Consider the following 19,867-nt stretch of genomic DNA (forward strand, 5'->3'; position numbering starts at 1 on the left):
GGCGAGAGGTTTCCCCTACCGCTGGGCGGGTATTGCGGTTAGGGCGGGCGCATATTCACGAGGACCCGCAATGGACGAAGACAATCCGACCGCATTCAAGGCGCGCGAAGCGCTGTTCTATCACGAGACAATCCGGCCCGGAAAGATCGAGATCATTGCGTCCAAGCCGATGGCGAGCCAGCGCGACCTCAGCCTGGCCTATTCGCCCGGCGTCGCCGCCCCGGTGGAAGCGATTGCGGAGGATCCGCGCAACGCGGCCCGCTACACCGCGCGCTCCAATCTCGTCGCGGTCATCTCCAACGGCACGGCCATCCTCGGCCTCGGCAATCTCGGTGCCCTGGCCTCGAAGCCGGTGATGGAGGGCAAGGCAGTGCTGTTCAAGCGCTTCGCCGATGTCGATTCCATCGATCTCGAACTCGACACGGAGGACCCGGAGAAATTCATCGAGGCGGTCGCGCTGATGGAGCCGAGCTTCGGCGGCATCAATCTGGAGGACATCGCCGCGCCCGAATGCTTCATCATCGAGCAGGCGCTGCGCGAGCGGATGAACATCCCGGTGATGCACGATGACCAGCACGGCACGGCGATCATCGCCGCGGCCGGTCTCATCAATGCCTGCAAGCTCACCGGGCGCAACCTGCGCGATGTGAAGATGGTGGTGAACGGGGCGGGGGCATCGGCGCTGGCCTGCACCGCGCTCATAAAGTCGGTCGGCGTGCCGCACGACCACGTGATCGTGTGCGACCGGTCGGGGCCGATCTATCCCGGGCGGGCGGATGTCGACCAGTGGAAGAGCGCGCATGCGGTCGATACGCCTGCACGCAGTCTTGAGGAGGCGCTGGACGGCGCGGATATCTTCCTTGGCCTGTCGGCCGCAGGGGCGCTGAAACCCGAATGGGTAGAGAAGATGGCAGACAGGCCCATCATCTTTGCAATGGCCAATCCGGTTCCCGAGATCATGCCGGAAGATGCCAAACGGGTTCGTCCTGACGCGATTATCGCCACCGGGCGGAGCGACTATCCAAACCAGGTCAACAATGTGCTCGGCTTTCCCTTCATCTTTCGCGGCGCGCTCGATGTGCAGGCGACTGCGATCAACGAAGAAATGAAGGTCGCCGCAGCGCAGGCCATCGCAGAGCTCGCGCGCGAGCGCGTGCCCGAAGAGGTCGCCGCCGCCTATGGCGTGACGCACCAGTTCGGCGAGGAGTATATCATTCCCGCGCCCTTCGATCCGCGCCTGATGGAGGTCGTGTCGAGCGCCGTCGCCAAGGCGGCGATGGACAGCGGCGTCGCGCAGGCTCCGATCGAGGATTTCGAAGCCTATCGCCACCAGCTCAAGGCGCGCCTCAACCCGACCACCGGGGCGCTGACCAATATCTACGAACAGGCCAAGGCCAATCCCAAGCGCATGGTCTTCGCCGAAGCGGAAGAAGACGTGGCCCTGCGCGCGGCGATCCAGTACCGCGAGTTCGGTTATGGTGAGCCGATCCTTGTCGGACGAACCGAAAAGGTTCTCGAAAAGCTGCGCGAGCTGGCGGTGGACGACCCCGAGGACTGGATCATCGAGAATTCCGCCGTGTCGGACAAGGTCCCGGCCATGGTGGACTATCTCTACCAGCGCCTGCAACGCCGCGGCTATACCGAGCGCGACGTCGGACGCATGGTCAATCAGGAGCGCAACGTCTTCGCTGCCCTGCTGGTGGCGCTGGGCCATGGCGACGGGTTGATTTCCGGCCTGACGCGCACGTTTGCGCAGACCGCGCGCGAAATCGGCCGCGTCCTGGACGAGGCCCCGGGCGCGGTGCCCTTCGGCATCCATCTTCTGATCGGCAAGAACCACTCGACGTTCCTCGCCGACACCACGATCAACGAACGGCCGACTGCCGAGCAACTGGCCCATATCGCCAAGGAAACGGCCGCAGTCGCGCGCCGCATGGGGCACGAGCCGCGCGTCGCCTTCCTGTCCTATTCGACCTTCGGCAATCCCTCGGGCCAATGGCTCGACACCATCCGGGACGCAGTCGCGATCCTCGATGCGGAACAGCCGGATTTCGAATATGAAGGCGAGATGGCCCCCGATGCGGCGCTCAACCCCACGGTCATGAAGCTCTATCCCTTCAGCCGCCTGTCGGGACCAGCCAATGTGCTGGTCATGCCCGGCCTGCAATCGGCGAACCTTTCAGCGAAGCTGCTGCGCGAACTGGCGGGCAATGCGACGATCGGCCCGATGCTGGTCGGCATGGAAAAACCGGTCCAGATCGCGCCGATGACCGCCATCGCGCCGGACGTGCTCACATTGGCCGTGCTCGCCAGCGCGGGCGTCGTGGGCTGACCCGCGGATGATCCCATCGCAGCGGCATCGCTTCGCCATTCCCGACGAGGTGCACTATCTCAATTGCGCCTACATGGCGCCGCTCGCGCATGAGGTGAGCGAGGCGATCGTGGCAGGGGCCCGGCGCAAGGAGCAACCGTGGACGATCAGGCCCGCGGATTTCTTCAGCGTGACCGAGGAGTTTCGCGCCAGCGCAGCGCGCCTGATGGGCGTTTCGGCGGATAACCTCGCGATCGTGCCCTCGGTAAGCTACGGGCTTGCCGTAGCCGCGGCGAACCTGCCGGTCGCTGCGGGCCAGACCATCGTGACGCTGACCGACCAGTTTCCCTCCAACGTCTATGCATGGCGGGAACTGGCCCGGTGCACCGATGCGCGTGTCCAGCAGGTGCAGCGCCCGTCGCAAGGATGCTGGACCGAAGCGGTGGTCGACGCCATCGGCCCCGATACGGCGATCGTGGCGGTACCGAACTGTCACTGGGCCGATGGCCGCGTGGTGAATCTGGCCGTGGTGAGCAGGGCATGCCGCAGGAATGGTGCTGCGCTGGTGCTGGACCTCACCCAGTCGCTGGGCGCGATGCCGATCGACTTCGGCGCGGTCCGGCCCGATTTCGCCGTTGCCGCCTGCTACAAGTGGATGATGGGCCCCTATGGCGTTGCCATCCTCTACGTCGATCCGAGACACCATGACGGTTCGCCGATCGAGCACAACTGGATCAATCGCGCGGGATCGAAGGATTTCGGTCGGCTCGTCGACTATCGCGAGGATTTCCAGCCGGGCGCGCGGCGCTTCGACATGGGCGAAAAGTCCAATCCGCCGCTACTCGACGGCGCGCGCGCAGGGATCGAGCTGCTGCTCGAATTCGGAGTGGACACGATCGCCCAGACGCTGGCCGGGCGCACCGAGGCCATTGCACAGGAGGCCGGGCGACTGGGGCTGCTCTCGGCTCCCGTCGGAACCCGTGCCGCGCATTTCCTCTCGCTGGAGTTTCCAGGAGGCATGCCGCAAGGTCTGGCTGAACGGCTGGCCGAAGCGCGGGTGCATGTCTCGACCCGTGGTTCCTCGCTCAGGGTTACGCCGCATCTCTACAATACCGATGCGGACAGTGCCGCGCTTATCGCAACGCTGGAAGGCTGCCTCGCCTAGAAGGGCAATTCCTTGCCGCTGTAATCGACGTAGCGAAAGCCGCCCTTGCCTGCTGCCTCGATGACGTCCGCGAGTCCGGACACGCTGTCGTCGATCGTCAGTGTCGCATTCGGCCCGCCCATGTCGGTCTGGACCCAGCCAGGATGCAACGCCAGTACCTCGATATTGCGCGGGCCGGCATCCTGCTCGGCCACGCCCTTGGCGAGCATGTTCAGCGCTACCTTGCTGGTCCGATAGAGCTCGTATCCACCCGAGCTGTCGGCGATCGAGCCCATCAGCGAGGACATGAAACCCAATGTCCCACCGTCCTTGATTTTGGGCAGTAGGGATTTGGCAGCCCGCGTCGGGCCGAAGGCATTGGTCATCATCACATGCGCGACCTCGTCCGCCGTCGCTTGTTCGGCAGACTGATGCCGTGCGCCGGTGATCCCGGCATTGACGATGATTGCGTCGAGCGTCTGGTCGTCGAAGGCGAGGTCGGCATAGCTGCCCGGATCGGTCACGTCAGCCGTGACGATCCGCAGCCGATCTGACTCAAGAGCATGCAAATCGTCGCTGCGATCGCGCTCGCTCGCCACGACATGCCAGCCGCGATCGAGAAATTCCCGCGCCAGCCCAAGGCCGATGCCGCGCGATGCGCCGAGGATGAAGATTGTCCGGTCGCTCATTCAGGCACGCTCCTCGAGGATGGATTGCATTTCGTCCCACCCGTCGCGGGCATTGTCGAGACAGGTCTGCAGCTTTTTCGCGTCTTCGTCGAGACCGAGCCGCTTCGCTTCGCTGACCAGCGCAGCATAGCTCGCCAGGCCGAAGTGCGTGAAGCGCTGGAACTGCATCAGGATGGCCGCGTCGCGCGCGTCCTCGTCATCGAAGTCGTCGGCGAGTGCGGTCCTTTCGGTATCGACCACCAGCCCGCTCATGCCCTTGTTCTCGCGCCCCTTGGCGGGCTGGCCGTGGGCCTTGAGGATGGCTTCCACAATCTCGATCCCGTCGCCGATCCCGCACACGCCGTTCTCGAGCGCGATCTTCAGCGTTTCGCTCGAGGCCAGCTCTGCCATGTCGGCGGTGGCATCCTGCGAAGCGCGGTCCGCGGCCAGCATTTCCTGCAGTTGACCGAGATAATAGTCTCTCGCGCTCTGACCCATTGCAATTCTCCACTTCGTTCGGAGTCGAGAAAGCGGCGAACGGGGCAGCTTGTTCCTGATCGGAGGCGCGAATTGGCGGGCCTTACTCCAGGCCCAGCTCCGCCTTGACCGCCGTAATGCTCTCGAACTCGGCTGCCTCGGGCCGCCCGATGGCAGGCTTGCCCTGCACCCAGCTGTCTTCGATCACGAAGTCGAGCAATGCACCGGCGAGATCGGCATGGCGGCAGCGAAAGCAGCCGTCGGCGAGCCGTCGGTCAGCGATCACAGCCTCACCGGTAAAGGGCTCGTCGAGCAGCCAGCCCGGACGCGCTGCCGTCCACGCGATATCCGGCTCCCGCACCAATATGCCTTCCATCGTGCGCATCTGTTCGAGGATGTTGTGCAAGGCGGGCCGCGCAGTGAAGTCGAACCAGGTCGGAACGCTTGGTTGGTGCTCGACGAAGGCCGCCGAGATCAGCACGAGGCGCGAGAGCGATGCCTGCTTCATGGCGGCGATGAGGTTGCGCGTGCCGTCGGTGTAGAGCGGCGGCGGATCGAGCGCCGCGGAAGGCCCGAAACTCACACCGAGCGCGGAAACGACAGCGCGGCACCCTTCGAGATCCTTCGCGAAATCGTCTTTCAGCACGTCGCATTCGATATACTCGACGCCTTCGAACCGGTCTTCGGGAGCAGGCAAATCGTGTTCGAACGCCTTGATGGAAATGCCCCGTTCCCGCGCAAGGCGAAGAACCTGGGAGCCGGTCTTTCCGCCTGCTCCAAAAAGGGCGATGGGTGAGGTGTTGGTCAAGGCGTCGCGTCCGTCGATTGCTGCTGCATGTCCTCGAAGGACGCTGCGCGAAGCCGGGGGTTCCGCAACAGCGGGTGGCGTGGCCTAGCGTCGCCGGAACCGAAAGTACCAGACCTCGTGGCCATAGACCGTGCGGGCCTTGTGCTCGTAGCGCGTTTCGGGCCAGCCCGAAGGGCGGTTCTGCCAGCTTGCCGGACCGTCGACCTGCCATTCGAATTCGTCGGTGAAGCGCCGCATCACCATCAGCGCATGGCGCAGGTAGACCGGGTGGTCGGTTCCGAAGCGGAGTTCGCCGCCGGGTTTCAGCTTGTCCGCGAACATGCGCACCGGGCCATCGTTCATCATTCGCCGCTTGGCGTGCTTGGCCTTGGGCCAGGGATCGGGATGGAGCAGATAGAGCATCGTGAGCGACCCGTCGGGCACGCGGCGCAGGACCTCCAGCGCATCTCCATGGTGAATGCGCACATTCGCGAGCGTCCTGTCGCGCACATGGGTCAGCGCCTGGGCGACGCCATTGACGAAGGGCTCGGCCCCGATGAAGCCGTGATCGGGGAGGAGGTCGGCGCGTTCGGCCATATGCTCGCCGCCGCCGAAACCGATCTCGAAATGCAGCGGTCGGTCGAAACCGAACAGCGCCTCGGCCGTCACGGGGCCCTCTTGCGGCACGGCGATCTGCGGTAGCAGCCGCTCGACCAGCTCTTGCTGCGCCGCGCGCAGGGGTTTGCCCTGGCTGCGGCCATAGAGCCGGTTGAGCGTGGTCGGATCGCCTTCCTTATGTGCAGACATGGCGCGCGCGTTAGCGGGCAGGGCGGCTGCGGTCCAGCGGGGGCTTCAGGCGAAAAACGCCCAGATCGCAAGCGAAGTCGCGAGGCCTACGCCGAGGTTCATCGGTATGCCGATCTTCAGGAAATCTGCGAAGCGGTAATTCGCCGCGCCATAGACCAGCGTATTGGTCTGGTAGCCGATCGGCGTGGCAAAGCTGGCGCTGGCCCCGAACATGACCGCCACGATCAGGGCACGCGCATCGATCCCGGCGGCCTCGGCCAGAGCGATGGCGATCGGCGTCATTATGACGGCAATGGCATTATTGGTGATAAGCTCGGTCAGCAGGCTGGTGACGGCATAGGTAACGAGGATGAGCAGCAGGGGCGAACTGCCGGTCAGATAAGGCTCCATGCCTGCGACGATCAGCTCGATCGAACCGGCGTTTTCCAGTCCCTTGCCGAAGGCCAGCATCGCGAAGATCAGCACCAGCGTATTGCCGTCGAGACTGGCCCAGGCGTCGCTCGGCTCGATGCAGTGCGTGAGGAGGACCACCGCCACCCCGCACACGGCCAGTGCCTCGATCGGCAGGCCGAACAGCGCGGCGCCGACCACCACCGCCGCCAGCGTGGCGATGGCGATGGGGGCCTTGTCGCGACGGAAGGACCGCGCGGTGCTAGCGCCGACATGCGCCAGCTGCATATTGCCCTCGAGCGCCTGGGCGGCATCGGTACCGGCTGCGATCAGGAGGCGGTCACCCGCCCGCACTCGGACATCGGCCAGCGTGGGTCCGGCGACATGGCGCGGGCGCGACAGGCCGAGCACGCGCACCCGGAAGCGGGACAGGAGAGGTATCTCTGCCAGCCTTTGCCCCACAACCGGATGGCTGCCGGAAATGACAGCTTCCATCACGCGCAGATCGGCTGGCCGGTCGGGCCGTGCCGTGGCTACTCCGCCGCCCACGCCGACCAGGCCGGTACGAAAGTCCGGCGCCTCGGCAAGCGAGTTGATCTCCTCCGGCGTCGCGCTGACGATCAGCTGGTCCTCGGGCGCGAGCACGATCTCGTCCAGCCCCTTGCGATGCAGTTCCGAACCGCGCCGCACCGCGAGAACCTTCACGCCCGGCCGGCTGCCGATATTGCTGTCGGCGAGGCTGCGCCCGACATTGCGGCTGTCGGGATTGAGGACCAGATGGGACAGATAGAGATCGCGCTCGTCCTGGTCCTCCTCGACCCGCCTGCCGCGACTGGGCAGCAGGTACGGCCCCAGCACCAGCAGTATGCCGAGACCCGAGAGCAGGGCGACGGCGCCGACGGCCGTAATCTCGAATATACCGAAGGGGGCCTGGCCGGCCTCCTGCGCAACCCCATCGACCAGCAGGTTGGTTGAGGTGCCGATCAGCGTCATCGTGCCGCCGAGGATCGTGAGATAGGACAATGGGATCATCAGCTTGGTCGCGGCGATCTTCATCACCTGCGCCAGCTTGCGCACGATCGGGATCATCACGATCACGACGGGCGTGTTGTTCATGAAGGCGGAGGCGAGCACAGTGCCTGCTCCGATTTCGGCGATAGCGGATCGGGGGCTACGCGTGGTCCGCCGGATGACCCAGCCCGACACCGTCTCCAACGTTCCGGTCCGCAACAGAGCGCCCGAGAGAATGAACATGGCCGCGATGGTGATCGGCGCGGAATTGGCGAAGGTGCCGAGCATGTCCTTGGGCGGGAGAAAGCCGAGGGCCACCATGAGCGCCGCCGCCACTATTGCGATGACCACCGGCGGCCTGCGTTCGGTCATGAAGGCGATGAAGGTGGCCAGCAGCAGCAGGCAACCGATCTGGGCCGAGTAATCCGAGAGAATCATCATGCGGCCCGCTCGCCCTGATCGTCGTCAGATCGCGAAGTCGCAGACAAGTCCGCAGGTGCCAAGCGGAATCGCCGCTACACGCGCATGCGGAAACGCCCGGCTGCCATTGGCTGCCGGGCGTTCTCGCTATTCCCGTCCAGGAGGAGTTCGGATTATCCGATCATTTCTGGTCGGCGAGGCCGGAAGCGCCCGCAAACCGATGGTTTTTAGCTCACAGTGGCGAAACGCTGTGTCTGATCGAATGGAACGCGTCGTTTGACAAGCCTGGATGGAGACACGATAGGCGGCGAAAAATCGAGCAGTTCTCGCCAATTGCGCAGACTGACGCGAAAGCTAAAGGAAATTTACATGCGAGCAGTCGATCGCCTGTATCCGGAAATTCAGGTTGGCGGATTTTCCCGTCGGGATCATAAGATATCGTTCTTCAGCCGGGTAAATGCGCTGTTGAAGGGTGATGAGGTCGTAGTCGATTTCGGTGCCGGACGCGGCCAGTGGGGCGATGTTCAGGACAGCTACGCCTTTCGCCTACAGCACATGCGCGGTCGGGTGAAAGAGGTCATCGGGCTCGATGTAGACGAAGCGGTATGCGAGAACCCTTTCATGGACCGGAAGTTCGTCATTACTCCTGGCGAACCTCTTCCGCTGCCCGATGCCAGTGTGGATCTGATATATTCCTATGCGGTCTTCGAGCACGTCGCCAATCCCGAGTTCACCGCGAGTGAGCTGGACAGGATTCTGAAACCGGGCGGCTGGATTTGCGCCTGGACGCCAAATGCCAGGGGTTACATCGCTGCGATTGCCCGGATGGTGCCCAACCGTCTGCATGCCAAGGTGCTGCGAAAGATCGGGATGGTGGGCAACAAGCCCGGTCAGCGTGAGGATCACGATGTCTTTCCCACCGTCTACAAAATGAATGGTGTGGCGGAAGTCGGTCGCTTGTTTCCTGGATTCGAAAATTATTCCTATTGCTTTTCAGGGCCGGAAGGATACGCCGGAAAATCGATGGCGCTGGCAGGGGCGATGAAGCTCTACAATTGGCTACTGCCCCAATCGTTCGGAACGCATCTCTACGTTTTTCTGCGCAAGAAATAGCCCTTTATCCAGGGCTCAGCTGCTTTTGATCGGGCCTAGGCAAAACGCCCGGCTGCCATTGGCTGCCGGGCGTCCTCGCTATTCCCGTCCAGGAGAAGTTCGGGTCAGGCCGCTTCGGCCTCTTCATTCGGGTCGCGCAGCACGTAGCCGCGGCCCCATACGGTCTCGATGTAGTTCTCGCCGCCGCATGCGTGGCTGAGCTTCTTGCGCAGCTTGCAGATGAAGACGTCGATGATCTTGAGTTCGGGCTCGTCCATGCCGCCATAGAGGTGGTTGAGGAACATTTCCTTGGTCAGCGTGGTGCCCTTGCGCAAGCTGAGCAGCTCGAGCATCGCATATTCCTTGCCGGTCAGATGCACGCGGGCGCCGTCGACTTCGACGGTCTTGGCATCGAGATTCACGGCCAGTTTGCCGGTGCGGATGATCGACTGGCTGTGACCCTTCGAACGGCGCACCACGGCGTGGATGCGGGCGACCAGTTCCTCGCGGTGGAACGGCTTGGTCACGTAATCGTCGGCACCGAAGCCGAACGAGCGGATCTTGCTGTCCATTTCGGCAATGCCGGAAAGGATCAAGACCGGGGTCTGCACCTTGGCGACGCGCAGCTTCTTGAGCACGTCGTAACCATGCATGTCGGGCAGGTTCAGGTCGAGCAGGATGATGTCGTAATCGTAGAGCTTGCCGAGGTCCAAGCCCTCTTCGCCCAGGTCGGTCGAATAGACGTTGAAGCCTTCGGTCGTGAGCATCAGCTCGATCGCCTTGGCAGTGGTCGGTTCGTCTTCGATCAGCAGTACACGCATGGGAAATCCCCCGTTGGCCCCGAGTGTGGTCTGGTAACTACCCGATAAGGGAAGTTGACCTGAATTAACCACACGAGGTCTGAACGGAAAAGGTTAACGTGCGGTAAAGGTCATTAACTTTTTCGACTGTGGCTTATTGGAGTCACAGATTCTTAAGCTTTTTTTCCCGCCGCCGCTGGGCGCTCGATCCGATTCCGATCGCCTCGCGGTACTTTGCGACCGTGCGCCGGGCGAGATCGAATCCTTCCTCGTTGAGCAATTCGGCGAGTTTCTGGTCCGACAGGACCTTCTTGGGATCCTCTGCGTCGCAGAGCGCCTTGATACGCGCCTTGATCGCCTCGCTGCTGGCGCCCTCGCCATCGGCCGCCGCGACGCCGCTGGAGAAAAAGTACTTCAGCTCGAAGGTGCCGCGCGGGCAGGCGAGATACTTGTTGCTCGTGACCCGGCTGACCGTGCTCTCGTGCATCTCGATGGCTTCGGCGACCTCGCGCAGGGTGAGGGGCCGCATGGCGGTCACGCCTTCGCGGAAGAAGCCCTCTTGCCGCTTCACGATTTCTGCGGCGGTTTTCAGAATGGTGCGCTGGCGTTGGTCCAGGGCGCGGATCAGCCAGTCGGCTTCGCCCAATTGCTCGTTCAGCCATGCCGTCGCGGCCTTGTCGCGCGCCCCGGCCTTGAGTTCGACATAATAGTCGCGATTGACCACGAGGCGCGGCAGGCTCGCTTCGTTAAGGCGGATGTCCCAGCCGTCGCCTTTCGGGCTGAGCAGCACATCGGGCACGATCGCCGCCTCGCGACCGCCGCCATAACGGCAGCCTGGCTTGGGATCGTAGCTGCGCAGTTCGGCGAGCATGTCGGCGAAATCGTCTTCGTCGACACCGCACAGGCGTTTCAGGCGCGCCACCTCTCCGCGTGCGACCAGGTCGAGATTGTCGATCAGCGCGGCCATGCAGGGATCGTAGCGATTGGCTTCCTTGGCCTGCAGGGCGAGGCATTCCGACAGGCTGCGTGCACCCACGCCGGTCGGGTCGAGCGACTGCACGAGGAGCAAGGCATCCTCGACATCGTCCGGCGAGGCACCCAGCTCCTTGGCGATATGGCCCAGATCCGTGGAGAGATAGCCGGCCTCGTCGAGCTCGCCGATGATCCGCAGGGCGATGATCGCCTCGCTGGCGCTGAACGAGGCGGCGCCGACCTGGTCCGCGAGATGTTCGGCCAGCGTCGGGCCGTCCGACGAGCGGTTCTCGAGGTCGGGAAGATCGTCTCCCGACAAGCCACCCGCGGTGGCTGCGCGGCCCCAGTCGCCGATGTCGCCCGGTGCAGCCTCGGGATCGAGCGCGCGCTCGGGCACATCGAGAGCTTCGGTGCCCGCCGTGTCAGGCGCGCTGTCGTGTTCGGGGGACTCCGGCGGGGTGTCCTCGCCCTGCTCGCGGCGTACATCGCCGATTTCCAGCAGCGGATTGGACTCCAGCGCTTCGCCGACGAAGGTCTCGATCTCGAGATTGGACAGCGCCAGCAGCTTGATCGCCTGCTGTAGCTGCGGCGTCATGACCAGCGACTGGGTCTGGCGGAGGTCGAGGCGCGGCGTCAGCGCCATTTGGTGTTCGGGTCCCTTCGGGAGCGCAACGCGCATCCTCGCTTTGCTCGCGGCACCGGCCCAGGTTTCTTTCGCGTGCGGGCCGGACATCCGCCCGTCCCTTCGGCACCAGCCCACGCCCCCACCCGGCCACCCATGGCACTATGCTGGATGGGTGGCCGGGTGGGGGCGTGGGCTGGTGCCGGCCCGGCGGACCAAGTTGCGCGGATCAGCGACATCTCTCCAGACCGCCGGAAATCATAAAGTGAAATTCTCGCCCAGATAGAGGCGCTTCACGTTCTCGTCGGCCACCAGAGCCTGCGGCGTACCGGCGAACAGCACCTGTCCGCCATAAATGATGCAGGCGCGATCCACGATTTCGAGTGTCTCGCGTACATTGTGGTCGGTAATCAAAACGCCGATGCCGCGGGTCTTCAAATCCTTCACAAGGTCGCGAATGTCGCTGATCGACAGCGGGTCGATCCCGGCAAAGGGTTCGTCGAGCAGCATGATCGAGGGCTTGGCCGCCAGCGCACGCGCGATCTCGCAACGGCGGCGCTCGCCGCCCGACAGCGCCATCGCGGGGCTGGTGCGCAGGCGCGTCAGCCCGAACTCGTCGAGCAGCCGCTCCAGCTCTGCAGCGCGCGTGTCCTTGTCGGGCTCGACCATTTCGAGCACGCAATTGATGTTCTGCTCCACCGTCATCCCGCGAAAGATGCTGGTTTCCTGCGGCAGATAGCCAAGGCCCAGGATCGCGCGGCGATACATCGGCAGGTTGGTGACGTCGTGCCCGTCCATCAGGATGCGCCCGGCGTCGGGGCGAACGAGGCCCATGATCGAATAGAAACAGGTCGTCTTGCCCGCGCCGTTCGGACCGAGCAGGCCGAGCACTTCACCCTTGCCTACGGTCAGCGAAATATCGGTGAGGACCGCGCGCTTGTCGTAGCTCTTGGCGATCGAGACGACTTCGAGCCCGCCCTGCGGGATGGGCGGAGCGGCGTCGTGGACCGGGTCTGAAACGGTGGCGGGATCGATATCGGCCATGTCCCGCGCCATACGCAGGCGAAAGCGCGCTGAAAACCCCGCCGGGACCATTCTTCGACGAATTGGCAGGATTCCTGCATGGACGACATTTGCCGCAACGACGGACCAAAGCGGGACAGAACGGAGGGCCGATCCGGTGCCCGCTTGCCCATCGGCAGCAAATTTGAAACAATGCGAGTCGGTGGAGAGAAATCGGGGAGATTGTCATGGGCAAGGCGCTGCACGAAAATCATGTAAGTGACGGCCAGGATCGGTCCCACGTCCCCGACTGGCGCAAGTCTATGAGCGACAATGTGGCGCTGGCGCTGCTCGTCTACACCGGCCTGCAGATCTTCGTCACCGTCCACGCCATGAAAAGCGGCATGAGTTCGATCATGCCCTATATCCTGCTGGTGTTGCTGGTCGTCGCCATCATCCCATTCTGCCGCAAGTTCGAGCAGCGCTGGACGGGCCTGTCCGATGCCGATGCCCACGATCCGTCGCTTGCCGCGAGTTTCCGGCGGGACCAGGTCGGGCTCTGGATACTCGCGATCGGCGCACCCCTGCTGCTGACTGCTTTCTTCCGACTGATTTTCGGCTGACGCCTCTCGCGGTCGAGCCACGCCCGGTTGCCAGCCTGCACGGCTGGCCCTAGTCCGACCGGCATGGCAATTTCCGGACAAATTCCGCAATGATCGATACCCAGAGTGCGGTGACGCGCTGCGAGGAGCTCGTCGCCCTTGCGCTTGCGCGCGGCGCCGATGCGGCCGATGCCGCCTGCCGCGCGGGCGCGTCCGAAAGCGTGACGGTCCGGCTCGGTGAACTGGAAGAGGTCGACCGGTCGGAAAGCGAGCAGATCAGCCTGCGCGTTTTTGTCGGCAGGCGGGCGGCGTCCATCCAAACCAGCGATTTCGCGCCGGAAGGCCTGGCCGTGCTGGCCGATCGCGCGGTGGAGATGGCCCGGCTGGCACCCGAAGACCCGTATGGCGGGCTGGCTCCGCAGAAGTGCCTGTTCGCTGGATCGGCGCCCGATCTCGAGCTGTTCGATCCCGAGGAGCCCCGCCCTGAAGAGCTGCGCTCCGCCGCTCTGGCTGCCGAGGATGCGGCCCGCCGCGTGCCCGGTGTGACCAATTCCGAAGGCGGCAGCGCCAGCGCCTCGCGTGCGGTTTTCGGCCTTGCCACCTCCAATGGCTTCGCCCGCGGCTATGCCAGTGGTTCGCACTCGCTTTCGGCCAGCGTGGTCGCGGGCGAGGGCGGTGGCGGGATGGAAACCGATTATGCCTATGCAACCAAGCGCTTTCGCGGCGACCTGCCCGACCCTGCCGAGATCGGGCGCGAGGCCGGCGAGCGGGCGGTGCGCAAGGTCGGCCCGGGGTCGGTCCCGTCGCGGCGCATGCCGGTGGTGTTCGACCCGCGCGTCGGCAATGGCGTGATCGGTCACTTGCTGTCGGCCATGGCCGCGCCCGCCGTTGCCCGCAAGGCGAGCTTCCTGATCGGCCGAGAGGAAGAAGCCTTGTTCGACAGCGGCATTCGCCTGTGCGAGGAACCGCTGCGCCGCCGCGGCTTGCGCTCGCGCTACTTTGATGGCGAGGGCGTGCCTTGTGCCGATCGGATGCTGGTCGAGAACGGTCGCATCACCGGCTGGCTTGCGAATGTCGCGTCGGCCAGCCAGCTCGGCCTGTCGCTGACCGGCCATGCCAGCCGCGGCGGCGGCGCACCCGGCGTGGCCGCCAGTAATGTGGTGATGGAGGCAGGCAGCGTCACGCCGGAGGAGCTGATGCGCGACATCGACGAGGGCCTATATGTAACCGGCCTTTTCGGGCAGGGCGTCAACCTCGTGACCGGCGATTACAGCCGCGGGGCGAGCGGATTCCGCATTCGCAATGGCGAGATTGCCGGACCGGTCTCCGAAATCACCATCGCGGGCACCTTGCCCGAGATGTTCCGTGCCTTGACGCCGGCCAGCGATCTGGAGTTCAGATACGGCGTGGACGTGCCGACTTTCCGAATCGACAATATGAGCGTCGCCGGCGAATGATCGCGCGGCTCCTCGCCCTTGTCCTGCTGTTGTTCGCAGCTCCGGCAGCGGCACAGCTGCTCGAGCCGGCGCCCGCGGAAACTGCCGAGCCGACGCCTGCGCCCACCCAGACCATCGCGGCGACGCGCGATGCGGGGGACGATGATCGCATCGCGGACCGGATCTCGGGCATTTTCGCGGCTCTCCCGGCTTTCAAACAGGTCTCGGTGAGCGTCAATGAAGGCGTGGTCTCGCTGAGCGGACAGGTGCCGTCGGAAGGCGATATCGCGCGGGCGGAAGACATTGCCAGCCGCGTATCGGGCGTGGTCACGGTGGAAAACGGCATCGAACGCGATGTCTCGCTGAATGCGGACAGTGCCGGCCTCACCACGCTGGCGGAACGGGTGGACGGGCTGGTCAAGATGCTGCCGCTCATCGGCGTGGCGCTGGCCGTGTGGGCTGCGATCGCCCTGCTCGGTTATCTCATCGCGGGGTTCGGCGCACTGTGGCATCGCATCGCGCCCAATGGCTTTCTGGCAGAGCTGATCGCGAGCGCGATTCGCTTCGTGGCGGTGGTCGGCGGCCTGGTCGTTGCACTCGACATGATCGGAGCGACCGCTCTGCTTGGCGCGGTGCTGGGCGGAGCGGGCGTGATCGGCCTGGCTCTGGGCTTCGCCATGCGCGAGACAGTCGAGAATTATGTCGCCTCGCTGATGCTGAGCCTGCGCCAGCCGTTCCGCGCCAATGACCATGTGCTGATCGACGAACTCGAAGGCCGGGTAATTCGCCTGACCAGCCGCGCGACGGTGCTGATGACGCTTGATGGCAATCACCTGCGGATACCCAATGGGCAGGTGTTCAAGGCGGTCATTACGAATTTCACGCGCAACCCGCAGCGCCGGTTCCAGTTCGATCTGGGCGTCGATGCCGACGACGACGCGCGCGCCGCGCGCAAGCTGGGCCGCGAGACGCTGGCGGCGCTCGACTTCGTGCTGGACGATCCGCCCGCCGAGGCGCGCATCGTCGAGGTGGGCGACAGCAATGTGGTGATCCGCTTCCTCGGTTGGATCGACCAGCGCAAGGCGGACTGGTTCAAATCGCAGAGCCTGGCCATACCGGCCGTCAAGGAAGCGCTGGAAAACGCGGGCTTCGGCTTGCCCGAGCCGATCTATCGACTGCGCTTCGATCCGCGATCCGCCAGCGTGCCATTCCAGCCGGCAGATGGCGAGGCGACACACGAACGGGCTCAGGACAAGCCGCGGCCTGTAAGGCAGATGACGGTTACCGAAGAGGACGAGGACACGCGCCCGACCGACGAGATCGCCCAGATGGTCGATGCCGAACGTCGCGAGGGCGGAAGCGAGCAGCGCCGCGACCTGCTCGATCACTCCCGCCCGGTGGAATAGCGCTTACTTGGACTGCTCGTAGCGCTCGATCGCTTCGAGCACGATCTGTCGCGCTTCGGCCGCATCGCCCCATGCGCCGATGCGCACCCACTTCTCGGCTTCGAGATCCTTGTAGTGGGTGAAGAAGTGCTCGATCTGCTGGAAGATGATGCTCGGCAGGTCCTTCGTTTCGGCGATATCCGAATAGTAAGGGAAGGTCGTGTCGACCGGCACGCAGACCAGCTTCTCGTCGCCGCCATGCTCGTCTTCCAGGTTCAGCACGCCGATCGGGCGGGCCCGCACGACGCAGCCCGGGATGAAGGGCGAGCGGGCGATGACCAGCGCATCCAGCGGGTCGCCATCGGGGCTGAGCGTGTGGGGGACGAAGCCGTAATTCGCCGGATAGCGCATCGGCGTGTGCAGGATGCGGTCGACGAACAGCGCGCCCGAGTCCTTGTCGAACTCGTACTTCACCGGCTCGCCACCGGTCGGCACTTCGATGATGACGTTGAGGCTTTCGGGCGGATTGTCGCCCACGGGGATCATGTCGATGCGCATGTATACTCTCTATTTCTAGTATGGCGGCCTCGGCCCTCTCCCCCGCCTGCCCACCCACGGCACAAGACTGTTTGGGTGACCGGGCGGGGGAGAGGGCCGGTGCCGTCCCGCCGCAAGGCGGAAAACCGGAACGCCCCTCTCCCCAGATAGACTTCGCGGCGCGCCCTAGCGTTTGGTGAAGCATTGCGGAAGGGGGCAGTTGCCCCTAATCGCGCGCCATGTCGAAAACACCCCAAGCTATCCGCGGCACGCAGGACATATTCGGACCCGATGCCGAGGCCTTCGCCTTCGTGGTCGAGACCTTCGAACGCGTCCGCAAGCTCTACCGCTTTCGTCGGGTCGAAATGCCGGTGTTCGAGAAGACCGAGGTGTTCAGCCGCGCGATCGGCGAGACGACCGACGTTGTCTCGAAGGAAATGTACAGTTTCGAGGATCGCGGCGGCGACAGCCTGACCCTGCGGCCCGAATTCACCGCCGGGATCGCGCGCGCCTACCTGTCGAACGGCTGGCAGCAGCACGCGCCGCTGAAGGTCGCGACGCATGGCCCGCTGTTCCGCTACGAGCGCCCGCAGAAGGGCCGCTATCGCCAGTTCCACCAGATCGACGCGGAGATCATCGGCGCGGTCGAACCGCAAGCGGATGTGGAGCTGCTCGCGATGGCCGACCAGCTCCTGAAAGAGCTCGGCATCGCCAATGAACGGGGGGGCGTGACGCTGCACCTCAACACGCTGGGCGACGGCGACAGCCGCGAAGCCTGGCGCGCCGCGCTGGTCGAGCACTTCCGCGCCGTGAAGCACGAGCTTTCGGAGGACTCGCAAGAGCGGCTCGAAAAGAACCCGCTCCGCATCCTCGACAGCAAGGACCGCCGCGACCAGCGGTTCGTGGCGGATGCGCCGAAGATCGATCAGTTTTTGTCGGACGATGCACGCGCGTTCTTCGACGCGGTGACGAGCGGCCTTGACGCGGCAGGCGTGAAGTGGACGCGCGCCGAAAGCCTTGTGCGGGGGCTGGACTATTACCGCCACACCGCATTCGAGTTCATTCCCGACGAGGGCAGCGAGGCGGCCGGCAAGCTCGGATCGCAAAGCACTATTCTCGGCGGTGGCCGCTACGACGGGCTGATGGAAAGCCTCGGCGGCGCACCGACACCGGCGGTCGGCTGGGCCGCTGGGATCGAGCGGCTGGCGATGTTGGTTGGAGACCGGATCGAGCCCAATGCGGACGTGATCGTCGTAGTGGAGAACGATGACCTCATCGACCATGCCATTGCAGCCATCGCCAAAATCAGGGCGGGCGGACATTCCGCTGAGCTCATGGCAACCGGCAGTCCGCGCAAGCGGTTCGACAAAGCAGTGAAGGCCGGGGCGGACAAGATCGTCGCCTTCGACATGCGCGATGGTACCGAGCATGTCCGGTTCAAGGCTGATGACAAAGCAACGGCGTCACTCGAGAAGTTGCTCGGCTGACACATGACCATCCCAGCCGAACGCCTCGACCAGATCGCCCATCGATTCGCGGAGCTCGAGGCGCGCATGGCGTCGGGCCAGCTCGAAGGGGATGAATTCGTCCAGGCATCACGCGACTATGCCGAGCTGGAGCCGGTGGCGAAGGTCGCGGCCGAGGTGAAGGCTGCGCGCGAAGAGATTACGAGCCTCGAGGAAATGCTCGCCGATCCGGAGATGAAAGCGATGGCGGAGGAGGAGCTTGGCGCCTTGCGCAAGCGCCTGCCCGAGGCCGAGCGCGAACTGGCTGTCGCCATGCTCCCGCGTGACTCCGCCGACAACAAGCCTGCCATGCTCGAAATCCGCGCCGGCACGGGCGGGGACGAGGCAGCGCTGTTCGCAGGCGACCTTTACCGCATGTACGAACGCTATGCTGCCGAACAGGGCTGGAAGGTCGAACCGGTGAGCATGAGCGCCAGTGAAGTCGGCGGCTTCAAGGAAATCGTCGCCAACGTCACCGGCAGCGGGGTGTTTGCGAAACTGAAGTTCGAGAGCGGCGTCCACCGCGTCCAGCGCGTGCCCGAGACCGAGAGCGGCGGGCGAATCCACACCTCGGCGGCCACCGTGGCGGTGCTGCCGGAGCCGGACGAGGTCGACGTGCAGATCGATCCGACCGACCTCAAGATCGACACCTATCGCGCCAGCGGGGCTGGCGGCCAGCACGTCAACACCACCGACAGCGCGATCCGCATCACGCACCTGCCGACTAATACGGTCGTCACCTGCCAGGATGGCCGCAGCCAGCACAAGAACCGCGAGAAGGCGATGCAGGTGCTGCGCGCCCGCCTGTTCGAACAGCAGCGCGAGGCGACCGAGGGCGCAGAGGCCGAGGCGCGCAAGGCGATGGTCGGCAGCGGCGACCGCTCGGAACGCATCCGGACCTACAATTTCCCGCAAGGCCGCGTGACCGATCACCGCATCGGGCTCACGCTGCAGAAGCTGCCGCAGATCATCGCCGGGCCGGGCTTGGGCGAACTGATCGACGCGCTGATCGCCGAGGACGAGGCCAAGCGGCTGGCGGCGCTCGAGGAGTGACGGTCGCCGATGCGATCCGCGCCGCGGCGGACCGGCTCGGCGGATTGGGCGAAACCGCGCGGCTCGATGCCGAAATGCTGATGGCGCATGCGCTCGGCGTTTCGCGATCGGACCTGCTGCTGCGGCACATGCGCGATCCCGCGCCTGCATCCTTCGCGACCCTTGTCGAGCGTAGGGAGCGACGCGAACCGGTTGCGCACATCCTCGGCCGCCAGGAATTCTACGGGCTGGATTTCGCTGTCAGTCCGGACACGCTGATCCCGCGTGGCGATACGGAAAGCGTCCTCGAAGCAGCGATTGGGGCGGCACCCGACGCCAGACGCGTACTCGATATGGGGACCGGATCGGGCGCGTTGCTGCTCGCCTTCCTCCACGGCCAGACGCAAGCCGAAGGCGTGGGGATAGATGCGAGCGAGGGCGCGCTGCGTATCGCGCAGGCCAATGCCGCCGCGCTCGGCCTCGATGGTCGGGCGATCTTTCGCCATGCGAGCTGGCTTGATCACGGTTGGGCGGACGGCTTGGGCCAGTTCGATCTGGTCTTGTGCAACCCGCCCTATGTCGAGGAGAATGCAGAGCTCGATCCTGACGTGCGCGAATACGAACCGGCGTCCGCCCTGTTTGCCGGACCCGAAGGGCTTGACGACTATCGCGCAATCATTCCGCAGCTTGGCAAGCTTCTTTTGCCCGGCGGGGTCGCGGTATTCGAAATCGGCGCGTCTCAGGGCGATACGGTGGCCGCGATCGCGTGCGAATCGGGGTTCGCAACCGAGCTTCGCAGGGACCTCGCGGGGCGTCCCCGTGCATTGATTTTGCAATAAGGGTTGGCAAAGCCGATTCGACCCTTTA

18 protein-coding genes are annotated in these 19,867 nt (G+C 64.7%); 9 read left to right on the forward strand and 9 right to left on the reverse strand.

Features of this window, described 5'->3' with window-relative positions; genetic code table 11:
- The first annotated feature begins 70 nt into the window (after window positions 1-70).
- Both P8Q88_RS08835 and P8Q88_RS08840 read left to right on the forward strand, forming a co-directional pair.
- On the forward strand, window positions 71-2,332 hold the full coding sequence (locus P8Q88_RS08835; RefSeq protein WP_278323484.1) for an NADP-dependent malic enzyme: 2,262 nt from the start codon (window positions 71-73) through the stop codon (window positions 2,330-2,332).
- 7 nt (window positions 2,333-2,339) lie between these two features.
- The gene (locus P8Q88_RS08840) at window positions 2,340-3,476 is read left to right on the forward strand and encodes an aminotransferase class V-fold PLP-dependent enzyme (RefSeq protein ID WP_278323485.1); all 1,137 of its coding nucleotides are present in this window, start codon (window positions 2,340-2,342) and stop codon (window positions 3,474-3,476) included.
- Here the strand turns inward: P8Q88_RS08840 and P8Q88_RS08845 are convergent.
- From P8Q88_RS08845 to P8Q88_RS08865, 5 genes are all read right to left on the reverse strand, one after another.
- A complete protein-coding gene (locus tag P8Q88_RS08845) occupies window positions 3,473-4,144 on the reverse strand; it encodes an SDR family NAD(P)-dependent oxidoreductase (protein WP_278323486.1) in 672 nt (223 codons plus the stop codon). The genes P8Q88_RS08840 and P8Q88_RS08845 overlap by 4 nt on opposite strands.
- The gene (locus P8Q88_RS08850) at window positions 4,145-4,621 is read right to left on the reverse strand and encodes a DUF892 family protein (protein ID WP_278323487.1); all 477 of its coding nucleotides are present in this window, start codon (window positions 4,619-4,621) and stop codon (window positions 4,145-4,147) included.
- Between the two features lie 82 nt (window positions 4,622-4,703).
- Complete coding sequence (locus P8Q88_RS08855; protein WP_278323488.1) at window positions 4,704-5,408, reverse strand: NAD(P)-dependent oxidoreductase; 705 nt, start codon at window positions 5,406-5,408, stop codon at window positions 4,704-4,706.
- Between the two features lie 84 nt (window positions 5,409-5,492).
- A complete protein-coding gene (gene trmB, locus P8Q88_RS08860; protein WP_278323489.1) occupies window positions 5,493-6,194 on the reverse strand; it encodes a tRNA (guanine(46)-N(7))-methyltransferase TrmB in 702 nt (233 codons plus the stop codon).
- A gap of 45 nt (window positions 6,195-6,239) precedes the next feature.
- On the reverse strand, window positions 6,240-8,036 hold the full coding sequence (locus P8Q88_RS08865) for an SLC13 family permease (protein WP_278323490.1): 1,797 nt from the start codon (window positions 8,034-8,036) through the stop codon (window positions 6,240-6,242).
- A gap of 348 nt (window positions 8,037-8,384) precedes the next feature.
- Between P8Q88_RS08865 and P8Q88_RS08870 the strand changes: the two genes are divergently transcribed.
- A complete protein-coding gene (locus tag P8Q88_RS08870; protein WP_278323491.1) occupies window positions 8,385-9,128 on the forward strand; it encodes a class I SAM-dependent methyltransferase in 744 nt (247 codons plus the stop codon).
- A 104-nt stretch (window positions 9,129-9,232) separates the two neighbouring features.
- Here the strand turns inward: P8Q88_RS08870 and ctrA are convergent, their stop codons facing one another.
- The 3 genes from ctrA to lptB form a co-directional block, all read right to left on the reverse strand.
- Window positions 9,233-9,928, reverse strand: coding sequence for a response regulator transcription factor CtrA (gene ctrA / locus P8Q88_RS08875; protein WP_142787809.1), 696 nt, complete (start codon window positions 9,926-9,928; stop codon window positions 9,233-9,235).
- 142 nt (window positions 9,929-10,070) lie between these two features.
- Window positions 10,071-11,522: an RNA polymerase factor sigma-54 gene (rpoN, locus tag P8Q88_RS08880; protein WP_278323492.1), complete on the reverse strand. Its 1,452-nt coding sequence runs from the start codon at window positions 11,520-11,522 to the stop codon at window positions 10,071-10,073.
- Between the two features lie 237 nt (window positions 11,523-11,759).
- Window positions 11,760-12,545: an LPS export ABC transporter ATP-binding protein gene (lptB, locus tag P8Q88_RS08885; RefSeq protein WP_278323493.1), complete on the reverse strand. Its 786-nt coding sequence runs from the start codon at window positions 12,543-12,545 to the stop codon at window positions 11,760-11,762.
- 206 nt (window positions 12,546-12,751) lie between these two features.
- On the opposite strand from lptB, the gene P8Q88_RS08890 reads away from it, so the two are divergent.
- The 3 genes from P8Q88_RS08890 (at window position 12,752) to P8Q88_RS08900 (ending at window position 15,947) form a co-directional block, all read left to right on the forward strand.
- The gene (locus tag P8Q88_RS08890) at window positions 12,752-13,126 is read left to right on the forward strand and encodes a hypothetical protein (RefSeq protein WP_278323494.1); all 375 of its coding nucleotides are present in this window, start codon (window positions 12,752-12,754) and stop codon (window positions 13,124-13,126) included.
- An 89-nt stretch (window positions 13,127-13,215) separates the two neighbouring features.
- Complete coding sequence (locus P8Q88_RS08895; RefSeq protein ID WP_278323495.1) at window positions 13,216-14,562, forward strand: TldD/PmbA family protein; 1,347 nt, start codon at window positions 13,216-13,218, stop codon at window positions 14,560-14,562.
- On the forward strand, window positions 14,559-15,947 hold the full coding sequence (locus tag P8Q88_RS08900; RefSeq protein ID WP_278323496.1) for a mechanosensitive ion channel domain-containing protein: 1,389 nt from the start codon (window positions 14,559-14,561) through the stop codon (window positions 15,945-15,947). The genes P8Q88_RS08895 and P8Q88_RS08900 overlap by 4 nt, the downstream gene beginning before the upstream one ends.
- 3 nt (window positions 15,948-15,950) lie before the next feature.
- Here the strand turns inward: P8Q88_RS08900 and ppa are convergent, their stop codons facing one another.
- The gene (gene ppa, locus P8Q88_RS08905; RefSeq protein ID WP_278323497.1) at window positions 15,951-16,484 is read right to left on the reverse strand and encodes an inorganic diphosphatase; all 534 of its coding nucleotides are present in this window, start codon (window positions 16,482-16,484) and stop codon (window positions 15,951-15,953) included.
- A gap of 218 nt (window positions 16,485-16,702) precedes the next feature.
- Between ppa and hisS the strand changes: the two genes are divergently transcribed.
- From hisS to prmC, 3 genes are read left to right on the forward strand one after another with little or no spacing between them, the layout of a single operon-like run.
- Window positions 16,703-17,950, forward strand: a complete 1,248-nt coding sequence (hisS, locus tag P8Q88_RS08910) for a histidine--tRNA ligase (RefSeq protein ID WP_278323498.1) — start codon at window positions 16,703-16,705, stop codon at window positions 17,948-17,950.
- 3 nt (window positions 17,951-17,953) lie between these two features.
- On the forward strand, window positions 17,954-19,021 hold the full coding sequence (gene prfA / locus P8Q88_RS08915; RefSeq protein ID WP_278323499.1) for a peptide chain release factor 1: 1,068 nt from the start codon (window positions 17,954-17,956) through the stop codon (window positions 19,019-19,021).
- Entirely contained in the window at window positions 19,018-19,839 is an 822-nt protein-coding gene (prmC, locus tag P8Q88_RS08920) for a peptide chain release factor N(5)-glutamine methyltransferase (protein WP_278323500.1), read from the forward strand. The genes prfA and prmC overlap by 4 nt, the downstream gene beginning before the upstream one ends.
- Window positions 19,840-19,867: the final 28 nt, after the last annotated feature.

This window comes from Qipengyuania marincola (assembly GCF_029688625.1).
GTDB lineage: Bacteria > Pseudomonadota > Alphaproteobacteria > Sphingomonadales > Sphingomonadaceae > Qipengyuania.